Below are 21,059 nucleotides of genomic sequence, written 5' to 3'. Positions count from 1 at the left end.
CCTAACCCTCTCCCACAGGGAGAGGGGATCGTTTGATTACACCCGCAGCATCCCTTTCTCTTCCAGAAACGCAATAATCGTCCCCAGGCCGTCCCCCGCCTTCAGGTTGGTAAAGGTCCATGGACGCTCGCCGCGCATGCGGTTGGTATCGCGCTCCATCACCTCCAGCGAGGCGCCGACGTAGGGCGCGAGATCGGTTTTGTTGATCACCAGAAAATCGGATTTGGTGATCCCCGGTCCGCCCTTGCGCGGAATTTTTTCCCCTTCGGCCACGTCGATCACGTAGATGGTCAGATCCGCCAGCTCCGGGCTGAACGTCGCGCTCAGGTTGTCCCCGCCGCTTTCCACGAAGATCAGGTCCAGATTACCGAATTTCTCGCTGAGCGCTTCCACCGCCGCCAGGTTCATTGAGGCATCTTCGCGGATGGCGGTATGCGGGCAGCCGCCGGTCTCCACGCCTACAATGCGCTCCGGCGCCAGCGCGCCCGCTTCGGTCAGGATGCGCTGATCCTCTTTGGTGTAGATATCGTTGGTTACCACCGCCAGGTGATACGTGTCGCGCATCGCCTTGCAGAGCGCTTCCAGCAGAGCGGTTTTGCCCGACCCTACCGGGCCACCCACGCCCACGCGCAGGGGATGTTTGTAATCAGCCATGTTGACTCCTCAGGAACGGAATAGTCGTGAATATTGGGTTTCGTGGCGCGCGGAGGCGATGGCGGACAGCGGCGTTGCTGCGCCCAGCGCGTTGTCGCGACGTAAAAAGGCCTGTTCAAGCCCGGCGGCAAAATGGTCGCTCAGTTCGATAATCAGCTGCTGCGCGGCCTGCTGCCCAAACGGCACCAGCTTGACGCCCGCCATGACCGCGCTCTCCATCCAGCTGTATCCCAGGCTCAACACCAGCTCGCGCACGTCAATGCCCCATCGCACGCCGAGCCACGCCATGCCGCAGAGCTGGCTTTGCCTGCACAGCGCCAGCCATTCTGCCGGGCAGTCCGGCTCCCAGCTTTTAATCAGGCGCGTAAAGGCAGCCCCGCGGTTGCGTTCTTCTTCACGCAGCTCTCGCGTTTCCCGGCAGGCGAGCAGGTATGCCGTCCAGCGTTTGGCCGTTGCCAGATCGTGCCGATCGCAGGCCTGGCAGAGACGGTGAAACAGCGGCAGATCGACGCAGAAAAAACTCTGCTCCATCTGCTGGATCTGCCAGCGTTTAAAGGCGTCGGCGTCCGTGACCCAGCCCGCCTCAACGGCCCACTCCAGCCCCTGCGACCAGGTAAACGACCCGACCGGCAGGCTGCTGCTGGAGAGCTGCATCAGGCGCAGCCTCTGACGGGCGTGCTCCATCAGCTCATCAGCGCCAGCAGGGCGGACACAATCAGCCCGCCGCCAAAGGTTTTACGCAGCCCGTCGTGACGGCGCAGCAGCAGCCCTGCGGCAAAGCTGGCGCACAGGACCGTGGCGCTGGCGAGCATAAAGCCGCTGGTGAAGAGCCAGAAGCTGTGGCCGGACATCTCCACGCCGTGCGCCCAGCCGTGGAACATCGCCAGGACAGGCACTGCCAGCAGCAAGCGATTTTCAGTTTTAAACATCATCACGCCGCAGACCGCCAGCGAGGCGATAATCAGCATCTCCATGCCGCTAAAGCCGCCGAGCAGGCTGCCCGCAATAGCGCCAACGAGCATCATGCCGAGGGTGGCAAACGGCAGCAGGAGCTTGCGGCCGCTCAGTGCCGAGAGCACGCCTGCACCCGCCAGCATCAGCAGGTGATCGAGTCCGGTCAGCGGATGGAGAAAACCGGCCTGGAAGCTGTCGGCGCCGTGGCCGGGATGCGCGAGCGCGGGAACGGAAAAGGCCAGAAGCAGCAGAGGTAAATACTTACGCATGATTAATCCTTAATGTGAATGAGCGTGAGAGTGGCTGTGGGCATCGCTGGTATAAGCGCCCGCTTCCGGTTCAAACGGCAGGCTGGCGTAGGCCACTTCCAGCCCGAACTGGCGCAGCATGTCGTCGAGAACGTGGTCGTGGTGATAGCGCAGCTCGCCGGGCATGACCTGCAGCGGCACGTGGCGGTTGCCCAGGTGGTAGCAGGCGCGGGCGAGCAGGAACGGATCGGCGCAGTGCACCACGGAGACCGACTCCGGCGCGGCGATCACCTCGACAACCTCGCTGCCGTCGTCGGTAGTCAGCAGGTCGCCCCCGCGCAGCAGCAGGCCGCGCGGCAGCATTAGCCCGGCCTCGCGCCCGTCGTTCAGCGATACGCGGGCGCGGCTTTTCACCCGTACGTCAATCGGCAGCGTGACGCTGGCGGTGGCGGGGTGGGCATGGTCCAGGCGTTGGGTTAAATAGATCATCATCACTCCTCAAAACAGGAAATAGCGTTGCGCCATCGGCAGAACGTCAGCCGGTTCGCTGGTTATCAGTTCACCGTCGACGCGCACCTCGTAGGTTTGTGAGTCGACGGTGATATTCGGCTGCAGGCCGTTGTGGATCATGTCCGCCTTTTTCACCGTCCGGCAGCCTTTCACCACCGCGGTAGCGCTCTGCAGGTTGAGCTGCTGCGGGATGCCGTTGGCACTGGCGGCCTGCGAGATAAACGTCAGCCGGGTGGCGTGGCGCGCGGCACCCAGCGATCCAAACATCGGGCGGTAATGCACCGGCTGCGGCGTGGGGATCGAGGCGTTGATATCGCCCATCGGCGCGCAGGCAATCATCCCGCCCTTGACGATGGTGGCGGGCTTGACGCCGAAGAACGCCGGGGACCAGACCACCAGATCCGCCAGCTTGCCCGCCTCAATCGAACCGACTTCGTGGGCAATGCCGTGGGTGAGCGCCGGGTTAATGGTGTATTTGGCGACGTAGCGCTTCACGCGGAAGTTGTCGTTATCGCCGGTCTCTTCCGGCAGCGCGCCGCGCTGGACCTTCATGCGGTGCGCCACCTGCCAGGTGCGGATAATCACTTCTCCGACGCGGCCCATGGCCTGCGAATCTGACGAGGTGAGCGAGAATGCGCCGATGTCGTGCAGCACGTCTTCAGCGGCGATGGTTTCACGACGAATGCGGGATTCCGCAAACGCCACGTCCTCGGCGATATCCGGGTCAAGGTGGTGGCAGACCATCAGCATGTCGAGATGCTCGTCGATGGTATTGACCGTGTAGGGCAGCGTCGGGTTGGTGGAGGAGGGCAGAATATTCGGGTGCGCGCAGGCGGTGATGATATCCGGCGCGTGGCCGCCGCCTGCGCCTTCGGTATGGAAAGTGTGGATGGTGCGCCCTGCGATGGCCGCCAGCGTGTCTTCGACAAACCCGGACTCGTTCAGCGTGTCGCTGTGCAGCGCCACCTGAATATCCATCTCTTCCGCCACCTCCAGCGAGCAGTTGATCGCCGCAGGCGTCGCGCCCCAGTCTTCGTGGATCTTCAGCCCGATAGCACCGGCGGCAATCTGCTCGCGCAGGGCGTCCGGGTTGGAGCCGTTACCTTTGCCGAGCAGGCCGATATTCACCGGCAGCGTATCCGCAGCCTGCAGCATGCGGGCGATATACCACGGCCCCGGCGTGCAGGTGGTGGCGTTGGTGCCCGCTGCGGGGCCGGTGCCGCCGCCGATCATGGTGGTGACGCCGGAGACCAGCGCCTCTTCAGCCTGCTGCGGGCAGATCCAGTGGATGTGGGTGTCGATCCCGCCCGCGGTGACGATCTTCCCCTCGGCGGCAATCACTTCCGTTGCCGCGCCAATCGGGATCGTCACGCCGGGCTGAATGTCCGGATTACCGGCTTTGCCGACGGCGAAGATCCGCCCGTTCTTTACGCCGATATCGGCTTTTACGATCCCCCAGTGATCGACGATCAGCGCGTTGGTGAGAACCAGATCCACGCAGTCGTCTGCGGTCATCTGCCCCTGACCCATGCCGTCGCGGATCACCTTTCCGCCGCCGAATTTGACCTCTTCGCCGTAGACCGTGAGATCGTCTTCCACTTCGATCCACAGCTCGCTGTCGGCCAGCCGCACTTTATCGCCGGTGGTGGGGCCGAACATATCGGCATATGCCCGGCGTGAAATCTCAGCCATGTTTCACCTCGCCCATCACCTCGCCGCGAAAGCCGAAAATGCGCTGCGCGCCCGTGACCTGAACCAGCGTCACCTCACGCTTCTGGCCGGGCTCGAAGCGCACGGCGGTGCCCGCCGGGATATTCAGCCGGTAGCCTTTGGTGGCTTCCCGCTCGAACTTCAGGGCCGGGTTGACCTCGTAAAAGTGGTAATGCGATCCGACCTGGATCGGCCTGTCGCCGTGATTTTCGACAACCACGCTTTGGGTTTCACGCCCGACGTTGATCGCAATCGTTCCGGGCTGGATCTGGTATTCACCTGGGATCATCGCGCGCTCCTTAGACGATCGGGTTATGGACGGTGACGAGCTTCGATCCGTCCGGGAAGGTGGCTTCGACCTGAATATCCGGGATCATCTCCGGCACGCCTTCCATTACCTGATCGCGCGTCAGGACGTGGCGGCCCGCCTCCATCAGCGAGGCGACGGTTTCGCCATCGCGCGCGCCCTCCATGATGAAGGCGCTGATCAGCGCGACCGATTCCGGGTAATTAAGCTTTACCCCGCGCGCAAGGCGGCGTTCGGCAACCAGCGCGGCGGTGAACAGCAACAGCTTGTCTTTTTCTCTGGGGGTCAGTTCCATAATGTTTCTCTTATGTCTGCCAGATACGCGGCGAACAGGCGGTTTTGGTGGTGAGAAGCGGGCGAAGCGACTGCCAGACGTCACGCATCACCCGCTGGCAAATCAGGTTGTCATCGGAGAGAAAACGCACCGAAAGCAGATCGTCGGTGAGCGTTGCCCCCGCAAAGTGTTCCAGCGGCGCGAGCCGTTCGCGTACCGTGTCGAGATGTTCTTCATTGGCCGGATAGAACAGCAGCGTGCCGAGCCATGGATATCCGGCGACGGGCGTGAGATCGCCGTCGGCAAGGTGCTGACGCTCAATCAGGCGCGGTTCATCCTCAACCCAGACTTCAAGGCGGCTCTCCAGCGTGCCGTGGCTGAAGGTCTCATTGATCACCGGGCGCCCCAGGCAGTACAGCTCCCACGCCAGCAGCGTGCTGGAGGTCTTCAGGTGGAAGACGGAGCGCAGCGCGGCGTTCGCACCCGGGAAGATAATAGTGTCCTGCGGTAGCCACTCCAGCGTGGATTCATCATCGAGATAAAAGTGCTGATTCAGGCGAGCCTGCGGGCCGCTGCTGCGATAGAACTTGCTGGCGCCGGGCATTGTGATAAGCGCATGGCTTTTGGCGTCCAGCCGAACGGAAATGTCCAGCGTATCGCCGCCCACAATCCCGCCAGGCGGATGCAGCAGATAAAGGTGGCAGGCTTCTCCTTCGGGATAAAATGGACGCTGAACGGTAAGCGGCCCGACGTGATGAGCGGAGTGCAGGAGGGTTTTCTCAGGGGTGTGACAAAACTGCAGGGCAAGCGACGCCTGCCAGCCTTTGTACGAATTATCAGTGACCTGAGCTGCTAACATGCTGCATCCATCTGCTCATCATCGGGGTCGTTTCAGTATGCCCTGGCAGAAATGAAGGCTGTCATATGAGTCGCTTATGGATGGCGGTTAAGACGAAACAAAAAAGCACGCCCCGGGGGCGTGCTGTCTGACAAACATCGCGATGCCGTTATTTCAGGTGCTCATGCAGCGCTGCGCCTGCCTGCTCCAGGGCAACTTTAACCGTTGGCTCCTGGCTCAGCGGGTTAAGCAGGCCGTAATCGTGGATCATGCCGTTATAGCGCGTGACGGTCACCGGGACGCCAGCCGCATCCAGCTTACGCCCGAATGCTTCACCTTCATCCCGCAGAACGTCCAGCTCTGCTGTCTGAATCAGCGTCTCCGGGAAGCCTTTCAACTGCGCGGCGCTGGCGCGAAGCGGAGAGGCAAGGATATTGTTGCGGTCGGCAGCGCTGGTGGTGTAGTTATCCCAGAACCATTTCATCATGTTTTTCGACAGGAAATAGCCGTTCTCGAACTGGTTATACGAGGCAGTATCAAAATTCGCATCGGTCACAGGCCAGAGCATCACGTTGTAGCGAATTTTGGGCCCATTGAACTGTTTTGCCTGCAGCGCAACGGAAGCCACCATATTGCCGCCCACGCTGTTACCGACCAGACCCAGACGGCTACCGTCCACGCCAATTTCCTGACCGTGTTCGGCTACCCATTTTGTCGCTTCATAGGCCTGATTGATGGCCACCGGGAAATGGGCCTCAGGTGACGGCGTGTAATCAATGTAAACCGCTGCGGCGCCTGATGCGCGAACCAGATCGCGGATTAAGCGTTCATGGGTTGGGTAATCGCCCAGCACCCAACCGCCGCCGTGGAAGAACATAAATGCCGGGAGCGTGCCGGTCGCGTTTTCAGGTTTCACTATTTTCAGTTTGATCGCCTGACCATTTACCTGGATCGTTTTTTCTGAAACCTGAGCGGGCGGCAGTTTTGCGCCTTGCTGCGCGCCGATCAGTACCTGGCGGGCCTCCTGCGGGGTCATCTGTTCCATTGGCTTACCCTTGCCGGAATTCAGAATATTAAGAAACGCCTGTACGCCTGCGGTCGGAGCTGGGGTATTGGTGGTTTGAGCGGATGCAGCAGCTGACGCGAAGACGGAAGAAACCAGGATGGCGGTTAGTGTTTTCATGGTGGTACCTCTTTAAGCGCATTTGAACGGATGAGATAACTAAATAGTGTGCTACTTAGTTGCTGGTATAATACTTGCGTGCAAGATACTTTTAGTCAAACATTATTTATAATTTTTTTAGGCAACAGATTCGGAGTTGATAGAAAAATGAAAGAAAACAAAACGCTAGATGATTTACTTTGCTTCTCGCTGTACTCGGTCACCAATGCGTTTGTTCGCCAGTATCGTCCCTTACTGCAAGAGATGGATTTGACCTACCCGCAATTCGTTGTTTTGATGGCGCTTTATGAGAAAGACAACATTCCACTTCGCGATCTCAGCGATAAGACGTTTTTTGATTCGGGCACATTGACGCCGCTTGTACAAAAGCTTGAGGCAAAAGGATTCCTCAACCGTATCGCGGTTGTGGGTGATGAAAGGATGAAAAATGTTGTACTGACCGACAAAGCCAAAGACCTGAAGAAACGGGTGATGGCATTGCCGGACCAGATTCGCTGCAGCATGCGGATGAACGATGATGAGCTTGATATGCTAAAAAAACTTTCCCGAACGCTGCTGGACGATTTGTAAGAACCCTTCGGTGGGTGGGGAACCCACCGAAGCGATGTGTCGTTACCGATAGTCCTCCGCATCCACATCATACCCGGAGGGCTCCCAGCGGATCGCCAGCAGCGATGCCAGGCCGATAAACGGTGCCAGCGCAATCACCCAGAACACGGCGGTGTCGAGCGACGCCACCAGCAGCGGGAACAGGAACAGCGACAGCGTAGAACTACTGCGCATCAGCGTCTGGTTGAGACCCACGCCCACGCCGCGCAGCGAGGTCGGGTAGCTCAGCGAGGCGAACGTCATGGTATGGGCGCCCGGGCCAAAGCCCTGACCGAAAAGGAATAGCGCCAGCATCGCCACGGCAAGCACGCCTTCAGAGGCACCTTCCGGTCGGCCAATCAGCGCGAGGCCCAGCAGCGCGACAAGCTGGCAGGCATAACCCGCAAGCGACATTCGCCATGCGCCGAAGCGCGGCACGTAGCGTACCGCCAGCAGTCCGCCGACGAAGGCAAACAGCAGGTTAAGCACCAGAGAAATGAGAATGGTGGTGAGCATCGACTGAACAAAGAAGCTGGAGATGATCACCGGCAGACCAAACGCCACGGCGTTGTAGGCGAACGAGGAGACGACGGACAGCAGCGTGGCGAGCGTCGTGCGGCGTAAATAGACGCCGCGAAACAGATTCAGATAGTTTGACCATTTCGCTTTATTCACGACGGGGGCAGGCTGGCCGAGCGCATCCTGCGGGACGTGGGCGTTAATATTGTACGACTGCCGCAAAATCGACGCCGCCTCCTTCAGATTGCCCTGATTCGCCGCCCATACCGGCGATTCGCTCATATAGCGGCTGCGGATGGCGATAATCACCAGCGCTGGCACTGCACCAAAGCCGAGAATTAAACGCCACAGCCAGTCGCTGTGGCTTTCCGGCAGCACGGCGTAGAAGAACAGCACCAGCAGGTAGGAGACGCTGATGGCGGCATACCAGGTAGGGCACCACATCGCGACGCTGGAGGCTTTGTTTCCCGGACCTTTCAGCCTGGCGAACTCGCTTAAAAACGCCATCGCCACGGGAAGGTCGATCCCGACCCCAAGCCCCATCACAAAGCGGGCGCCCGCCAGCACATATTCGTTCGGGGCCAGCGCACAGGCGATGGCGGCCACCACGAAGAACACCATATCAGCCATAAAAACGCGGTAGCGCCCGATTTTATCCGTGAGGTAACCGCCGAGCAGCGCCCCGACAATCGCGCCAAAGGTAATTGCCGAGGCCACCATACCGGTCCCGGCGGGCGTCAGGTTAAATTCGCGGGTGATATCTTTTATGCCGAAGGCCAGCGCGCCCAGATCGTAAGCATCGAGGAAAATCCCGCCCAGCGCGATACCGACCACGATGCGGGCATTGGCCCGGCCCTGTGAACCGTCATTAACGAGGCGTGATACATCCGAAGCGCTGTGCACCCACTGGATGTCGCCATCGGTGTGTTTTCCTGCCGTTGAAAGGGGAGTTGTTTCTGTGATTTCAGCCATTTTCTTCTAATGTGGTTGTGTTGTGTCATTAACAGTTACCACAGGCAGAAGGTGACCAAAATCACATTTGGCTATAAGGCATAACTAACCCTTACGGCGCGTCTTTTTTCTTCCTCTTGAGCTTCGTCCAGATTTTGGTCTCCTGACGACGCCACAGGCGCTGAATATTATCGTGATGACGCAGCAGGATAAGGCAGGAGAGCATCGACACCGGGAAGGTGAACTGAGGTTTAAACCACCAGACGTAGAACGGGGCGATCAGCGCGCTGACGATGGCGCCCAGCGAGGAATAGCCGCTCAGCAGAATGGTCAATAGCCAGGTCCCGGCCATCACGCCGGTTAGGTCCCAGCCGATAGGCGCAATGGCACCAAAGGCGGTCGCCACACCTTTGCCACCTTTAAAACCGAAGAATACGGGCCAGATGTGGCCGACACAGGCCGCAATAGCAATAAGCCCCAGCCAGAACGGCGTGACGCCCAGCGCATACGCGCCCCAGACGGGCAGCATCCCTTTCAGAACATCAAAAATCAAAACCGCTACGGCTGCTCCCTTGCCACCAATTCGTAGTACGTTGGTCGCCCCCGGATTCCCGGAACCATTTTCACGCGGGTCGGGTAACCCGGCGATGCGGCAGACCAGAATGGCGCTGGAGATTGAGCCGCAAAGATAGGCGAGGAGGATCATTCCAGGCGCGATTGCACTCATAACGCTGTTCCGTTTTGAAAATGTATCTGTATTCTCAGCATCTGTGGATAATACGCATAATTCGCCGGAAGTGGTATCCGGTTTAGCCAAAAAGCAGGCAGGTCGTGATGGATATTGTATTTATAGAGCAACTTTCGGTAATCACCACAATTGGTGTTTACGACTGGGAACAGACCATCGAGCAGAAGCTGGTGTTCGATATCGAAATGGGATGGGATAACCGCAAATCGGCAAAAAGCGATGACGTGAACGACTGTCTCAGCTATGCCGACATCAGTGAAACGGTCATTGCCCACGTTGAAGGGCAACGTTTTGCGCTGGTCGAACGGGTGGCGGAAGAAGTCGCAGAATTGCTGCTGAAAAAATTCAACTCACCGTGGGTACGCATCAAGCTGAGCAAGCCGGGCGCGGTGGCGCGAGCCGCCAACGTTGGCGTCATCATTGAGCGTGGCACAAATCTGAAAGGCAAGAATTAACGTCATAATTGCTAAACCAATTTAGGTTATACCGGTCTTAAAGCTGTATCTTTCACGGTAGCCGTTGGGGCGACCGTTTTTTTATATCTTTTTAGGGGTTTATAGATGAGCGATATGCACTCGCTGCTGGTGGCGGCAATACTGGGTGTGGTCGAAGGATTGACGGAGTTTTTACCGGTTTCCAGTACCGGCCATATGATTATCGTTGGCCATCTGCTGGGCTTTGAAGGCGATACCGCCAAAACGTTTGAAGTGGTTATCCAGCTGGGTTCGATTCTGGCGGTGGTGGTGATGTTCTGGCGCCGTCTGTTTGGCCTGATCGGTATCCATTTTGGCCGTCCGCCGCAGCACGAAGGGATGAGTAAAGGTCGCCTGTCGCTGATCCATATTTTGCTCGGGATGATCCCGGCGGTGGTGCTGGGTCTGGTTTTCCACGACGCCATCAAATCGCTGTTTAACCCGATTAACGTGATGTACGCGCTGGTGGTGGGCGGCTTCCTGCTGATCGCCGCGGAAGTGCTGAAGCCAAAAACGCCGCGCGCGGAAGGTCTGGACGATATGACGTATCGTCAGGCGTTTATCATTGGCTGCTTCCAGTGTCTGGCGCTGTGGCCGGGCTTCTCGCGTTCAGGCGCAACCATCTCCGGCGGGATGCTGATGGGCGTAAGCCGTTACGCCGCGTCAGAGTTCTCATTCCTGCTGGCGGTGCCAATGATGATGGGGGCCACTGTACTCGACGTCTATAAGAGCTATCACTTCCTGACGACTGGCGATATTCCAATGTTCGCCGTTGGCTTCATCACCGCGTTTATCGTGGCGCTGATTGCCATCAAAACCTTCCTGCAGTTGATTAAGCGTATCTCGTTCATTCCGTTCGCGATCTATCGCTTTATCGTTGCCGCTGCGGTGTACGTAGTCTTCTTCTAACCGATAGCCCTCAGTCTTTTGGCTGAGGGCAGTGTTTTTCCTTCCAGTCAGACACCGCCTGAATTCGCCGTTTCGTGAGTTCTTCGCGAATTTCCGGACCTTTGAATCCCGCCTCGACAACGTCCTTCGTCGGCACCGCTTTCGCTACCTCCCAGGCTTTACGCAGTAAACGCCCCTGCGGATAATCGCACGCTTCAAACCCGGTACGCCCGCGCACGTCAGCTTCGCTGGTCAGCGCGATTTGCTCCACGCGCTGCGGTTTACGCCATGCGTCGATGTTATCGAAAAGCTTAACGATGGTGGCCGGTTTGAGGATGGGGAAGGTGTGGATCAAATCGTGGAATTCGGCCACCAGTTTCGCCAGATCGCGGATCTCGTTCGGCACGCGCAGACGCTGGCACAGCCCTTCGACTAGCCTCACCCCTGCCGGGCCGTGCCCGTGGTGGCGAGGCCAGAATTCTTTTGGCGTTAGGCCTTTGCCGAGATCGTGGCACAGGGTGGAAAAGCGCACGTCCACGTCAGGGCTGAGCATGGCCGCCATGCTCAGGGTCATCAGCGTGTGCACGCCGGTATCAATTTCCGGGTGCCATTTCGCCGGAGCAGGCACGCCAAACAGCGCGTCTATTTCCGGGAAGAGCACCTTCAGCGCGCCGCAGTCGCGAAGGACCTGGAAAAAGACCTGCGGGTTGCGCGTTGTGAGAGCATTTTCCGTTTCTTTCCAGACGCGCTCTGGCGTCAGGTGTTCAAGCTCGCCCGCCTCGGTCATGGCGGTCATCAGCGCCATGGTTTCATCGGCAATACGAAAGCTGAGATGGGCGTAGCGTGCGGCAAAGCGCGCCACGCGCAGGACGCGGAGCGGATCTTCAGAAAACGCCGGGGAGACGTGACGTAAAAGACGGTTGCGCAGATCGTCCTGGCCGCCATAAGCGTCAACGATCTGGCCGTTCTCGTCCTGCGCCAGCGCGTTGATGGTGAGATCGCGGCGCAGAAGATCTTCCTCCAGCGTCACGTCCGGCGCGGCATAGCAGGTGAAGCCCGTATAGCCCGAACCTGATTTCCGCTCGGTACGCGCCAGGGCATACTCTTCACGACTTTTCGGGTGGAGGAAGACGGGAAAATCGCGGCCTACCTGCTGGTAGCCCGCGTCGAGCATCTCTTCCGGGGTGGCGCCAACCACCACCCAGTCTTTATCTTTGACCGGCAGACCTAACAACGCATCACGTACCGCACCACCGACCAGATAACTTTTCACGCCCAACTCTCCCGTTTTCTCTTTTCCAGAATGATACGTAAGTCTGGCAGAGAAGACGAATTAGTTCATCCAGCGGTCTTTACGCTTACGGCTCGGGATCAGGTGCGGCAGAACCAGGCCCAGCACCAGACCGACGCCCAGTACGCCGCCGCCATACATAAACCACTGCATGATGATGGTGCGCTGTTTATCGTCGAGCTGCAGATTGGCGGCATTCACTTTCTTCTGCGCGACAATCAGCTCGTTTTTCAGTTTCTGGTTCTCTTCTTTCAGACCGTTAATCACACCGTCGCTTTGCGCTACTTTCTGCTGCATTTCAGCGGTGCGCTGGTTCCAGGTGCCGTCGATGTTGTTCAGCTTGTCGGTCAGGGTCTTCACCTGGTTTTCCAGATCGGGAACGCGCGTGCGCAGGCTTGGCACGGTGCTCAGCTCTTTCAGCGGGATCCAGGACGTACGGCCGGTACTGTCGCGAACCTGACCGTAATTGGTGTCCGCGTTGGTCTGTAACAGGGTGACTTCCTCGCCGGCATTTACCGTACCCACGAGGCGATAATTATCTCCGGGGCCACTGCGTACCCAGGTGTTCAGTTCGTCAGAAACGTAACGCTTTTCTTCAGCGTGCACTGCGGTTGCGGCGCTAAAAGCGAGTAAAGTAAGTCCAATCAGGCGTAATTTAAGCATCATTAGTCGTTATTTTCATAAATAGTGGAACGATAGTAGTGGCAACAGTGTCTCTACGCAAAGCATTCGTCAGCAATCAGAATCATCTGTGTCACGACTCTACACATTTACGCCCGACAAATTGCTCATTGCATGGCAATTTGGCGCAAAATACTATGTACTGACAAACAAATGGCGAGGAAGTTCGCCCTCATTGACGCGTCTGTGACGCCCGCAAAAGTACAAGGCTATGGCTCAGGAAATCGAATTAAAATTTATCGTCGAAAAAGACAGCGTTGACGCACTCCGCCAGCATCTGCATACGCTTTCCGGCGAACACCATGCACCGGTACAACTGCTTAATATCTATTACGAAACGCCAGACAACTGGCTGCGCCGCCACGATATGGGGCTGCGCATCCGTGGCGCGAGCGGGCGCTACGAGATGACGATGAAAATTGCCGGCCGCGTGGTCGGCGGTTTACATCAGCGCCCGGAATACAATATCGACATCAGTAAGCCAGAACTTGAGCTGGAGCGTTTCCCGGCGGAAGTCTGGCCGGAAGGCGAGCTGCCTTCCGCGCTGGCGGAGCAGGTACAGCCGCTGTTCAGCACCGATTTCTGGCGCGAGAAATGGCTGGTGACGGAAGGCAAAAGCCGCATCGAAATCGCCCTCGATCTGGGTGAGGTGAAGGCAGGGGAATTCCAGGAACCGATTTGCGAACTGGAGCTTGAGCTGCTGGAAGGGGACGCAAATGACGTGCTGAAGCTGGCGCGCAGGCTGGTGAGTCAGTCCGGACTGCGTCAGGGAAGCCTGAGTAAAGCCGCGCGGGGTTACCATCTGGCGGCCGGAAATGCGCCGCGCGTGCTGAAAGAGACGACCATTTTGCGCGTTGCGCCGAAAGCCAGCGTTGAGCAGGGGCTGGAAGCCGCGCTGGAGCTGGCGCTTTCGCAGTGGCAGTACCACGAAGAGCTGTGGGTGCGAAATGTGAAAAACGCGAAATCCCACGTGCTGGCGGCCATTGCCCTGGTGCGCCACACCCTGACGCTATTCGGCGGCATCGTTCCTCGCAAAGCGAGCGCTCACTTACGTGATCTGCTGACGCAAACCGAAACGCTGATGCTCTCCGACGTCTCAGCGCAAACGGCGATTTACAGCCCGCAAGCCGCTTCGGCAAAACTGGCGCTGACCGAGTTTCTGGTGACGCGCGGCTGGTGCGCCTTCCTGGATGCGAAAGCCGAGGCCAAAATCGCGGAAAACTTTAAGCGTTTCGCGGACATTCATCTTTCCCGTCATGCCGCTGAACTGAAGAGCACCTTTGCGTATCCGCTCGGCGATAAGTATGGCGATCAGCTTCCCCGTCTTTCGCGCAACATCGACAGCATGCTGCTCCTTTCCGGTGCCTACGACGGGCCACAGGCGCAGGCGTGGCTGGAAAACTGGCAGGGGCTGAAGCATGCCATTGAAACCCGTCAGCATATCGAGATAGAGCATTTCCGTAACGAGGCCATTTCGCAGGAGCCGTACTGGCTGCACAGCGGAAAACGTTAACTCTGGCAAGGAACCCCAAGAATGCCGCTTTCTTCAGCGTTACAGCAGCAGTGGCAGACCGTTTGCGAACGTCTGCCTGAGTCATTACCGGCGTCATCGTTAAGCGAGCAGGCGAAGAGCGTGCTCGCCTTCAGTGATTTTGTGCAGGAAAGCATCGCCGTCTACCCGGACTGGCTGGCGGAGCTTGAAAACGCACCGCCGCAGGCGGACGAGTGGCGGCACTATGCCGGCTGGCTGCAGGCCGCACTCGAAGACGTAGCGGATGAAGCGACGCTGATGCGCGTCCTGCGCCAGTTCCGCCGTCGGGTGATGGTGCGCATTGCCTGGGCTCAGGCGCTGGAGCTCGTGGGCGAAGAGAGTACGCTGCAGCAGTTAAGCGAGCTGGCGCAGACGCTGATTGTCGCGGCGCGCGACTGGCTCTACGCCGCCTGCTGTAAAGAGTGGGGCACGCCGTGCAGCGAGGAAGGGGTTCCTCAGCCGCTGCTGATTCTGGGGATGGGCAAGCTGGGCGGCTGCGAACTGAACTTCTCCTCCGATATCGACCTGATTTTCGCGTGGCCCGAGAACGGCTCCACGCGCGGCGGTCGTCGCGAGCTGGACAACGCCCAGTTCTTTACCCGCCTCGGTCAGCGTCTGATTAAGGCGCTGGATCAGCCGACGCAGGACGGCTTTGTTTACCGCGTGGACATGCGCCTGCGTCCGTTTGGCGACAGCGGACCGCTGGTGCTGAGCTTTGCCGCGCTGGAGGATTACTACCAGGAGCAGGGGCGCGACTGGGAGCGCTATGCGATGGTTAAAGCGCGGATCATGGGCGACAGCGACGACGCTTACGCTAACGAACTGCGCGCCATGCTGCGCCCGTTCGTGTTCCGTCGCTATATCGACTTCAGCGTCATCCAGTCCCTGCGTAATATGAAAGGGATGATCGCCCGTGAGGTTCGCCGTCGCGGGCTGAAGGACAACATCAAGCTCGGCGCGGGCGGCATTCGCGAAATCGAATTTATCGTTCAGGTCTTCCAGCTTATTCGCGGCGGGCGTGAGCCGTCGTTACAGTCCCGCTCGCTATTGCCGACGCTGAGCGCCATCGAGCAGCTTCATCTGCTGCCGGACGGCGACGCGCAAACCCTGCGCGAGGCCTATCTTTTTCTGCGACGTCTGGAAAACCTGCTGCAAAGCATCAACGACGAACAGACCCAGACCCTGCCGGGGGATGACCTTAATCGGGCGCGTCTGGCCTGGGGGATGCGCGTGGATGACTGGTCTACGCTGACCGAACGGCTGGACGCTCACATGGCGGGCGTGCGCCGCATCTTTAACGAGCTGATTGGTGATGACGAAAGTGAATCGCAGGACGACGCGCTTTCCGAGCACTGGCGCGAGCTGTGGCAGGATGCGCTTCAGGAAGATGACACGACCCCCGTGCTGGCGCACCTGAGTGACGACGCCCGCCATCGCGTGGTGGCGCTGATCGCGGATTTCCGTCTCGAACTGAACAAACGCGCCATCGGCCCGCGCGGTCGTCAGGTGCTGGATCACCTGATGCCGCATCTGCTGAGCGAGGTCTGCTCGCGGGCGGACGCGCCGGTGCCGCTGTCGCGCATGATGCCGCTGCTGAGCGGGATTATTACGCGCACCACGTATCTGGAGCTTCTGAGCGAGTTCCCGGGGGCGCTGAAGCATCTGATTACGCTCTGCGCCGCCTCGCCGATGGTGGCGAATAAGCTGGCGCGATATCCGCTGCTGCTGGATGAGCTGCTCGATCCGAACACGCTGTATCAGCCCACGGCGACGGATGCCTACCGGGACGAGCTGCGTCAGTATCTGCTGCGCGTGCCGGAAGAGGACGAAGAGCAACAGCTGGAGGCGCTGCGCCAGTTTAAGCAGGCTCAGATGCTGCGCGTGGCGGCGGCGGACATCGCCGGAACGCTGCCGGTGATGAAAGTGAGCGATCACTTAACCTGGCTGGCAGAGGCGATCATCGACGCGGTGGTCCATCAGGCGTGGGTGCAGATGGTGGCGCGCTACGGCCAGCCGAAACACCTGGCCGAACGTGAAGGACGCGGATTCGCGGTCGTGGGGTACGGCAAGCTTGGCGGCTGGGAGCTGGGCTATAGCTCCGATCTGGATTTAATCTTCCTGCACGACTGCCCGGTTGACGTAATGACCGACGGCGAGCGTGAAATTGACGGGCGTCAGTTCTACCTGCGCCTGGCGCAGCGCATCATGCACCTGTTCAGCACCCGCACCTCGTCGGGCATTTTGTATGAAGTTGATGCGCGCCTGCGTCCGTCCGGCGCGGCGGGCATGCTGGTCACTTCAACGGAATCCTTCGCCGATTACCAGAAGAACGAAGCCTGGACGTGGGAGCATCAGGCGCTGGTGCGCGCTCGCGTGGTGTATGGCGATCCGCAGCTCAAAACGCAGTTCGATGCCATCCGTAAGGATGTCATGACCACCCCGCGCGAGGGCAGCACGCTGCAAACGGAAGTGCGCGAGATGCGCGAGAAAATGCGCGCGCATCTCGGCAATAAACATCGCGATCGCTTTGATATTAAAGCCGACGAGGGCGGGATCACCGATATTGAATTCATTACCCAGTATCTGGTGCTGCTGCACGCGCACGACAAGCCTAAGCTCACCCGCTGGTCGGATAACGTGCGCATTCTGGAACTGCTGGCGCAAAACGACATCATGGACGAGCAGGAAGCGCAGGCTTTAACCCGCGCCTACACGACGCTTCGCGACGAGCTTCATCACCTGGCGCTGCAGGAGCAGCCGGGGCACGTGGCGCTGGACTGTTTTGTCGCAGAACGCGCTCAGGTAACGGCCAGCTGGCAGAAGTGGCTGGTGGAACCGTGCGTAACAAATCAAGTGTGATATTATCGCGCGCAAATTGTGAATCTTTCTGGAGTCAGGAATGAAAGTAACACTGCCAGAGTTTGAACGTGCTGGAGTTATGGTTGTTGGGGATGTGATGCTGGATCGCTACTGGTATGGACCGACCAGCCGCATCTCTCCGGAAGCACCGGTACCGGTGGTTAAGGTCGACACCATTGAAGAGCGTCCCGGCGGCGCGGCAAACGTGGCGATGAACATTGCCTCTCTGGGCGCGCAGTCGCGTCTGGTGGGCCTGACCGGCATCGACGATGCGGCGCGCGCGCTGAGCAAGTCGCTGGCGGACGTGAACGTGAAGTGCGACTTCGTTTCTGTTCCGACCCACCCAACGATTACGAAACTGCGCGTGCTGTCGCGCAACCAGCAGCTGATCCGCCTCGACTTTGAAGAAGGGTTCGAAGGCGTTGATCCCGAGCCGCTGCACGAGCGTATCAACCAGGCGCTGGGCAATATCGGCGCGCTGGTGCTGTCCGATTACGCCAAAGGCGCGCTGGCGAGCGTGCAGACGATGATTCAGCTGGCGCGTAAAGCCAACGTACCGGTGCTGATCGACCCGAAAGGAACCGATTTTGAGCGCTATCGCGGCGCAACCCTGCTGACGCCAAACCTCTCCGAATTTGAAGCGGTGGCGGGCAAATGCAAAACCGAGGAAGAGCTGGTTGAGCGCGGCATGAAGATCATTGCTGACTTCGAATTATCTGCGCTTCTGGTGACCCGCTCCGAGCAGGGGATGACGCTGCTGCAGCCGGGCAAAGCGCCGCTGCATATGCCAACCCAGGCGCAGGAAGTGTACGACGTGACCGGTGCCGGTGACACGGTGATCGGCGTGCTGGCGGCGACGCTGGCAGCGGGTAATTCTCTGGAAGAGGCGTGCTACTTCGCTAACGCCGCGGCGGGCGTGGTCGTGGGTAAACTCGGGACCTCAACCGTTTCGCCAATCGAGCTGGAAAACGCGGTGCGTGGTCGCGCGGATACTGGTTTTGGCGTCATGACAGAAGACGAGCTGAAGGTAGCCGTCGCCGCCGCGCGCAAGCGTGGTGAAAAGGTGGTGATGACCAACGGCGTGTTCGACATTCTGCACGCTGGCCACGTTTCGTATCTGGCGAATGCGCGCAAGCTGGGCGATCGCCTGATTGTGGCGGTCAACAGCGATGCGTCGACCAAACGCCTGAAGGGTGAAACGCGTCCGGTGAACCCGCTCGAGCAGCGTATGATTGTGCTCGGCGCGCTGGAAGCGGTGGACTGGGTGGTGTCGTTTGAAGAAGATACCCCGCAGCGCCTGATTGCCGGTATTCTGCCGGACCTGCTGGTAAAAGGCGGGGATTACAAGCCGGAGCAAATCGCGGGCAGCGAAGAGGTTTGGGCCAACGGCGGCGAGGTGATGGTGCTCAACTTTGAGGACGGGTGCTCAACCACCAACATCATCAAGAAGATCCAGAAAGACAGTCAGTAAAAAAAACGGGCCAGTTGGCCCGTTTTTTTTCACCCTCTCCCTGTGGGAGAGGGCTGGGGTGAGGGCATCAGGCCGCACTTACTCCTGGTCATCCACCGGCGGAATGGCCGGTGCCGGCTTCACTTCTTCCGGCGCATTGCGGTTTTCCAGCTCGGTCAGACGCTGTTCCAGCAGCGCCAGCTTCTCGCGGGTGCGCAGCAGAACCTGGGTCTGCACGTCGAACTCTTCGCGGCTGACTAAATCAAGGCGAACCAACTGCGCCTGCAGCGTCTGGCGGATTTTCTTTTCTACGTCATCACCAAATTCACGAATGCCTTTTGGCATAGATTCATGAACCTGACGCGCGATCTGCTCAATTTTTTTCGGGTCAATCATTGTCGTTTCCCTTGATGGAAAGGTGTTAGTGTCCATTGTAGCGCGTCATGCCCGGGGTAAACAAAATTGTTTGATGCTTATGCATTGCCCAGGATAATCAATAGCGTTATAGTTATCTCGCTTATTCTCAGGGCGGGGCGAAATTCCCCACCGGCGGTAAATCAGCGTGACGCTGAAAGCCCGCGAGCGCTTTGGGTGAAAACTCAAAGGTCAGCAGATCCGGTGTAATTCCGGGGCCGACGGTTAGAGTCCGGATGGGAGAGAGTAACGATCAAGTCGGGCATGGGCCCGCTCACGTTATCTTTTTGCCGCTTATACGGCGCTCCTAAGACTGCCCTGATTCTGGTAACCATAATGTTAATGAGGTTTTTTTACCATGAATCAGACGCTACTTTCCTCTTTTGGCACTTCAACTCAACGTGTTGAACATGCACTGGATGCACTGCGCGAAGGCCGCGGTGTGATGGTGCTTGACGATGAAAACCGTGAAAACGAAGGCGACATGATTTTCGCCGCCGAAAACATGACCGTTGAACAGATGGCGCTGACCATCCGTCACGGCAGCGGCATCGTATGCCTGTGTATTACCGAAGATCGTCGTAAGCAGCTCGAGCTGCCGATGATGGTCGAAAACAACACCAGCGCCTTTGGTACCGGTTTTACCGTGACCATTGAAGCGGCGCATGGCGTGACCACCGGTGTGTCTGCGGCTGACCGTCTGACTACCGTACGTGCCGCCATTGCTGATGATGCGAAGCCATCCGATCTGCACCGTCCAGGCCACGTCTTCCCGCTGCGCGCGCAGGCGGGCGGCGTGTTGACCCGCGGCGGTCACACCGAAGCGACGATCGACCTGGTGACGCTGGCGGGCTTCAAACCTGCCGGTGTGCTGTGTGAACTGACCAACGATGACGGCACCATGGCGCGCGCGCCGGAGTGCATCACCTTTGCCCGTCTGCACAATATGCCGGTGGTAACGATTGAAGATCTGGTCGAGTATCGCCAGGCGCACGAGCGCAAAGCCAGCTGATAATAAAAACGCCGGGATGTCCCGGCGTTTTTTTACCCGATTCCTGCGGTCTGCAGCAGAACCAGACTTAATCCCATCACCGACATTCCGCACAGCACGCCATAGCTGGGGTTGTTGTTAGGATCGATCTCCTTCGCCAGCGGCATCAGTTCATCCACCGAAAGCGCAACCATGATCCCGGCTACCGCTGCCATAATCGCTGCCATCACTACCGGAGAGACCAGGCTACCGAGGATGAGCCAGGCCAGCACGCCGCCAAGGATTTCGGCCATCCCGGAAATACCCGCCCAGAACACAGCGGTGCGTTTCGATCCCGTTGCGGCATACACGGGTCCGGCGACGGCCAGTCCTTCAGGAATATTGTGTAAGGCGACCGCCAGCGCGATGCCAAAACCCATCTCAAGATTGCTGCTGGCCGTCACGTAGGTAGCGACCCCTTCAGGGAAGTTGTGCAGGCTGATGCCAAGCGTTAACAGCACGGCGGTACGCTTGATATTGCGCGGCATAGGCGTCACGTTTTTCTGCATTAAATCCTGCGGATGCGCGTGTGGTAGCATCCGATCGAGGGCAAAGTATCCCAGCAGGCCAAAGACAAACATGCCGTAGCCCAGCAGCGGAGACATGCCTTCTGTGCCCAACGCGGCAGGCAGCATCTCCATCAGGGAGATGAGCAGCATGATCCCGGCAGCAAAGCCCAGTGAAAAGGCCAGTACGCGGTTAGAGGGCTTTTGGCCGAGCACGCCGAGGATCGCACCGATGAAGGTCGCGGCGCCCGCCAGTATGGTCAGGATCAAGGGGACTGACATGCATTGCTCCTTATGATAATCATTCTCATTAATATAAATGATTCATTTCTGGCAAAGCGAGGGTGAAAACCCGGCTTTACACATTCCTTACATTCAAATTTCCTGATGATGATCTTCACGCTTATCTGCGTTCATCTTTGCCGGATTGCGCGTAATGTAGCACCATTAAA

The 21,059-nt window shown here is 58.7% G+C and carries 22 protein-coding genes and 1 riboswitch; of the genes, 7 read left to right on the top strand and 15 right to left on the bottom strand.

From position 1 onward, the window contains the following. Positions 1-36: 36 nt before the first annotated feature. The 9 genes from ureG to ACW9E7_RS17060 all read right to left on the bottom strand — a co-directional run bounded on the left by ureG (position 37) and on the right by ACW9E7_RS17060 (position 6,678). Positions 37-654, bottom strand: a complete 618-nt coding sequence (gene ureG / locus ACW9E7_RS17100) for an urease accessory protein UreG (protein WP_008503187.1) — start codon at positions 652-654, stop codon at positions 37-39. A 9-nt stretch (positions 655-663) separates the two neighbouring features. Then, entirely contained in the window at positions 664-1,338 is a 675-nt protein-coding gene (locus ACW9E7_RS17095; protein ID WP_458728143.1) for an urease accessory protein UreF, read from the bottom strand. Then, positions 1,338-1,877 carry a HupE/UreJ family protein gene (locus ACW9E7_RS17090; protein WP_143345560.1) on the bottom strand — a complete coding sequence of 180 codons (540 nt, stop codon included), beginning with the start codon at positions 1,875-1,877 and terminating at the stop codon, positions 1,338-1,340. The genes ACW9E7_RS17095 and ACW9E7_RS17090 overlap by 1 nt, the downstream gene beginning before the upstream one ends. A 9-nt stretch (positions 1,878-1,886) precedes the next feature. Next, the gene (gene ureE / locus ACW9E7_RS17085; protein WP_458728401.1) at positions 1,887-2,345 is read right to left on the bottom strand and encodes an urease accessory protein UreE; all 459 of its coding nucleotides are present in this window, start codon (positions 2,343-2,345) and stop codon (positions 1,887-1,889) included. Positions 2,346-2,354: 9 nt separating this feature from the next. Beyond that, complete coding sequence (ureC, locus tag ACW9E7_RS17080) at positions 2,355-4,058, bottom strand: urease subunit alpha (protein ID WP_288462731.1); 1,704 nt, start codon at positions 4,056-4,058, stop codon at positions 2,355-2,357. Next, positions 4,051-4,365 (bottom strand): urease subunit beta, encoded by a 315-nt coding sequence (locus tag ACW9E7_RS17075; RefSeq protein WP_136195067.1) that lies wholly within the window; start codon positions 4,363-4,365, stop codon positions 4,051-4,053. The genes ureC and ACW9E7_RS17075 overlap by 8 nt, the downstream gene beginning before the upstream one ends. A 10-nt stretch (positions 4,366-4,375) precedes the next feature. Then, complete coding sequence (locus ACW9E7_RS17070; RefSeq protein WP_003862556.1) at positions 4,376-4,678, bottom strand: urease subunit gamma; 303 nt, start codon at positions 4,676-4,678, stop codon at positions 4,376-4,378. Between the two features lie 10 nt (positions 4,679-4,688). Next, positions 4,689-5,516, bottom strand: a complete 828-nt coding sequence (locus ACW9E7_RS17065; RefSeq protein ID WP_458728142.1) for an urease accessory protein UreD — start codon at positions 5,514-5,516, stop codon at positions 4,689-4,691. Between the two features lie 148 nt (positions 5,517-5,664). Next, the gene (locus ACW9E7_RS17060; RefSeq protein ID WP_458728141.1) at positions 5,665-6,678 is read right to left on the bottom strand and encodes an alpha/beta hydrolase; all 1,014 of its coding nucleotides are present in this window, start codon (positions 6,676-6,678) and stop codon (positions 5,665-5,667) included. 147 nt (positions 6,679-6,825) lie between these two features. Here ACW9E7_RS17060 and ACW9E7_RS17055 point away from each other — a divergent pair, with 147 nt between their 5' ends. Beyond that, entirely contained in the window at positions 6,826-7,248 is a 423-nt protein-coding gene (locus ACW9E7_RS17055) for a MarR family winged helix-turn-helix transcriptional regulator (protein WP_458728140.1), read from the top strand. Between the two features lie 42 nt (positions 7,249-7,290). Here ACW9E7_RS17055 and ACW9E7_RS17050 read toward each other — a convergent pair whose 3' ends face one another. Both ACW9E7_RS17050 and plsY read right to left on the bottom strand, forming a co-directional pair. Continuing rightward, a complete protein-coding gene (locus ACW9E7_RS17050; RefSeq protein WP_458728139.1) occupies positions 7,291-8,757 on the bottom strand; it encodes an MFS transporter in 1,467 nt (488 codons plus the stop codon). A gap of 91 nt (positions 8,758-8,848) precedes the next feature. Then, complete coding sequence (gene plsY, locus ACW9E7_RS17045; RefSeq protein WP_111963295.1) at positions 8,849-9,463, bottom strand: glycerol-3-phosphate 1-O-acyltransferase PlsY; 615 nt, start codon at positions 9,461-9,463, stop codon at positions 8,849-8,851. 107 nt (positions 9,464-9,570) lie between these two features. Here plsY and folB point away from each other — a divergent pair, with 107 nt between their 5' ends. Both folB and bacA read left to right on the top strand, forming a co-directional pair. After that, on the top strand, positions 9,571-9,939 hold the full coding sequence (gene folB / locus ACW9E7_RS17040; protein ID WP_023333447.1) for a bifunctional dihydroneopterin aldolase/7,8-dihydroneopterin epimerase: 369 nt from the start codon (positions 9,571-9,573) through the stop codon (positions 9,937-9,939). 105 nt (positions 9,940-10,044) lie between these two features. Beyond that, entirely contained in the window at positions 10,045-10,866 is an 822-nt protein-coding gene (bacA, locus tag ACW9E7_RS17035) for an undecaprenyl-diphosphate phosphatase (RefSeq protein WP_115876294.1), read from the top strand. Between the two features lie 10 nt (positions 10,867-10,876). Here bacA and ACW9E7_RS17030 read toward each other — a convergent pair whose 3' ends face one another. Beyond that, the gene (locus tag ACW9E7_RS17030; RefSeq protein WP_458728138.1) at positions 10,877-12,118 is read right to left on the bottom strand and encodes a multifunctional CCA addition/repair protein; all 1,242 of its coding nucleotides are present in this window, start codon (positions 12,116-12,118) and stop codon (positions 10,877-10,879) included. A 60-nt stretch (positions 12,119-12,178) separates the two neighbouring features. Continuing rightward, positions 12,179-12,799: a TIGR04211 family SH3 domain-containing protein gene (locus ACW9E7_RS17025; protein ID WP_024906484.1), complete on the bottom strand. Its 621-nt coding sequence runs from the start codon at positions 12,797-12,799 to the stop codon at positions 12,179-12,181. Between the two features lie 229 nt (positions 12,800-13,028). On the opposite strand from ACW9E7_RS17025, the gene ACW9E7_RS17020 reads away from it, so the two are divergent. Genes ACW9E7_RS17020 through hldE form a run of 3 tightly spaced genes read left to right on the top strand, consistent with a single transcriptional unit; the run spans position 13,029 to position 18,678 of the window. Continuing rightward, complete coding sequence (locus tag ACW9E7_RS17020; protein WP_458728137.1) at positions 13,029-14,330, top strand: CYTH domain-containing protein; 1,302 nt, start codon at positions 13,029-13,031, stop codon at positions 14,328-14,330. A 21-nt stretch (positions 14,331-14,351) separates the two neighbouring features. Continuing rightward, positions 14,352-17,207: a bifunctional [glutamate--ammonia ligase]-adenylyl-L-tyrosine phosphorylase/[glutamate--ammonia-ligase] adenylyltransferase gene (glnE, locus tag ACW9E7_RS17015; protein ID WP_458728136.1), complete on the top strand. Its 2,856-nt coding sequence runs from the start codon at positions 14,352-14,354 to the stop codon at positions 17,205-17,207. A 40-nt stretch (positions 17,208-17,247) separates the two neighbouring features. After that, on the top strand, positions 17,248-18,678 hold the full coding sequence (gene hldE, locus ACW9E7_RS17010; protein WP_032642099.1) for a bifunctional D-glycero-beta-D-manno-heptose-7-phosphate kinase/D-glycero-beta-D-manno-heptose 1-phosphate adenylyltransferase HldE: 1,431 nt from the start codon (positions 17,248-17,250) through the stop codon (positions 18,676-18,678). 78 nt (positions 18,679-18,756) lie between these two features. Here hldE and ubiK read toward each other — a convergent pair whose 3' ends face one another. After that, positions 18,757-19,053, bottom strand: a complete 297-nt coding sequence (ubiK, locus tag ACW9E7_RS17005; protein WP_014071796.1) for a ubiquinone biosynthesis accessory factor UbiK — start codon at positions 19,051-19,053, stop codon at positions 18,757-18,759. A gap of 119 nt (positions 19,054-19,172) precedes the next feature. Further along, positions 19,173-19,323: riboswitch (FMN riboswitch) on the top strand. 106 nt (positions 19,324-19,429) lie between these two features. Here ubiK and ribB point away from each other — a divergent pair. Next, on the top strand, positions 19,430-20,083 hold the full coding sequence (gene ribB / locus ACW9E7_RS17000; RefSeq protein WP_028017147.1) for a 3,4-dihydroxy-2-butanone-4-phosphate synthase: 654 nt from the start codon (positions 19,430-19,432) through the stop codon (positions 20,081-20,083). A gap of 32 nt (positions 20,084-20,115) precedes the next feature. Here ribB and zupT read toward each other — a convergent pair whose 3' ends face one another. Next, positions 20,116-20,889, bottom strand: coding sequence for a zinc transporter ZupT (gene zupT / locus ACW9E7_RS16995; protein ID WP_024906487.1), 774 nt, complete (start codon positions 20,887-20,889; stop codon positions 20,116-20,118). Between the last annotated feature and the right edge of the window lie 170 nt (positions 20,890-21,059).

Source organism: Enterobacter sp. H2G27 (genome assembly GCF_054403075.1).
The sequence above is the reverse complement of the archived record's forward strand: the minus strand, read 5'-3'. Positions and strand labels throughout refer to the sequence as shown.

Excerpts from the sequence above, each read along its gene's own strand:
- ACW9E7_RS17065 (WP_458728142.1), bottom strand. The coding sequence starts at position 5,516 with ATGTTAGCAGCTCAGGTCACTGATAATTCGTACAAAGGCTGGCAGGCG.
- folB (WP_023333447.1), top strand. The coding sequence starts at position 9,571 with ATGGATATTGTATTTATAGAGCAACTTTCGGTAATCACCACAATTGGT.
- ribB (WP_028017147.1), top strand. The coding sequence starts at position 19,430 with ATGAATCAGACGCTACTTTCCTCTTTTGGCACTTCAACTCAACGTGTT.
- ACW9E7_RS17020 (WP_458728137.1), top strand. The coding sequence starts at position 13,029 with ATGGCTCAGGAAATCGAATTAAAATTTATCGTCGAAAAAGACAGCGTT.
- ACW9E7_RS17095 (WP_458728143.1), bottom strand. The coding sequence starts at position 1,338 with ATGGAGCACGCCCGTCAGAGGCTGCGCCTGATGCAGCTCTCCAGCAGC.
- zupT (WP_024906487.1), bottom strand. The coding sequence starts at position 20,889 with ATGTCAGTCCCCTTGATCCTGACCATACTGGCGGGCGCCGCGACCTTC.
- ureG (WP_008503187.1), bottom strand. The coding sequence starts at position 654 with ATGGCTGATTACAAACATCCCCTGCGCGTGGGCGTGGGTGGCCCGGTA.
- ACW9E7_RS17060 (WP_458728141.1), bottom strand. The coding sequence starts at position 6,678 with ATGAAAACACTAACCGCCATCCTGGTTTCTTCCGTCTTCGCGTCAGCT.
- ACW9E7_RS17070 (WP_003862556.1), bottom strand. The coding sequence starts at position 4,678 with ATGGAACTGACCCCCAGAGAAAAAGACAAGCTGTTGCTGTTCACCGCC.
- ACW9E7_RS17075 (WP_136195067.1), bottom strand. The coding sequence starts at position 4,365 with ATGATCCCAGGTGAATACCAGATCCAGCCCGGAACGATTGCGATCAAC.
- ACW9E7_RS17090 (WP_143345560.1), bottom strand. The coding sequence starts at position 1,877 with ATGCGTAAGTATTTACCTCTGCTGCTTCTGGCCTTTTCCGTTCCCGCG.
- ubiK (WP_014071796.1), bottom strand. The coding sequence starts at position 19,053 with ATGATTGACCCGAAAAAAATTGAGCAGATCGCGCGTCAGGTTCATGAA.
- ureE (WP_458728401.1), bottom strand. The coding sequence starts at position 2,345 with ATGATCTATTTAACCCAACGCCTGGACCATGCCCACCCCGCCACCGCC.
- ACW9E7_RS17055 (WP_458728140.1), top strand. The coding sequence starts at position 6,826 with ATGAAAGAAAACAAAACGCTAGATGATTTACTTTGCTTCTCGCTGTAC.
- ureC (WP_288462731.1), bottom strand. The coding sequence starts at position 4,058 with ATGGCTGAGATTTCACGCCGGGCATATGCCGATATGTTCGGCCCCACC.
- plsY (WP_111963295.1), bottom strand. The coding sequence starts at position 9,463 with ATGAGTGCAATCGCGCCTGGAATGATCCTCCTCGCCTATCTTTGCGGC.
- ACW9E7_RS17050 (WP_458728139.1), bottom strand. The coding sequence starts at position 8,757 with ATGGCTGAAATCACAGAAACAACTCCCCTTTCAACGGCAGGAAAACAC.
- bacA (WP_115876294.1), top strand. The coding sequence starts at position 10,045 with ATGAGCGATATGCACTCGCTGCTGGTGGCGGCAATACTGGGTGTGGTC.
- glnE (WP_458728136.1), top strand. The coding sequence starts at position 14,352 with ATGCCGCTTTCTTCAGCGTTACAGCAGCAGTGGCAGACCGTTTGCGAA.
- hldE (WP_032642099.1), top strand. The coding sequence starts at position 17,248 with ATGAAAGTAACACTGCCAGAGTTTGAACGTGCTGGAGTTATGGTTGTT.
- ACW9E7_RS17025 (WP_024906484.1), bottom strand. The coding sequence starts at position 12,799 with ATGCTTAAATTACGCCTGATTGGACTTACTTTACTCGCTTTTAGCGCC.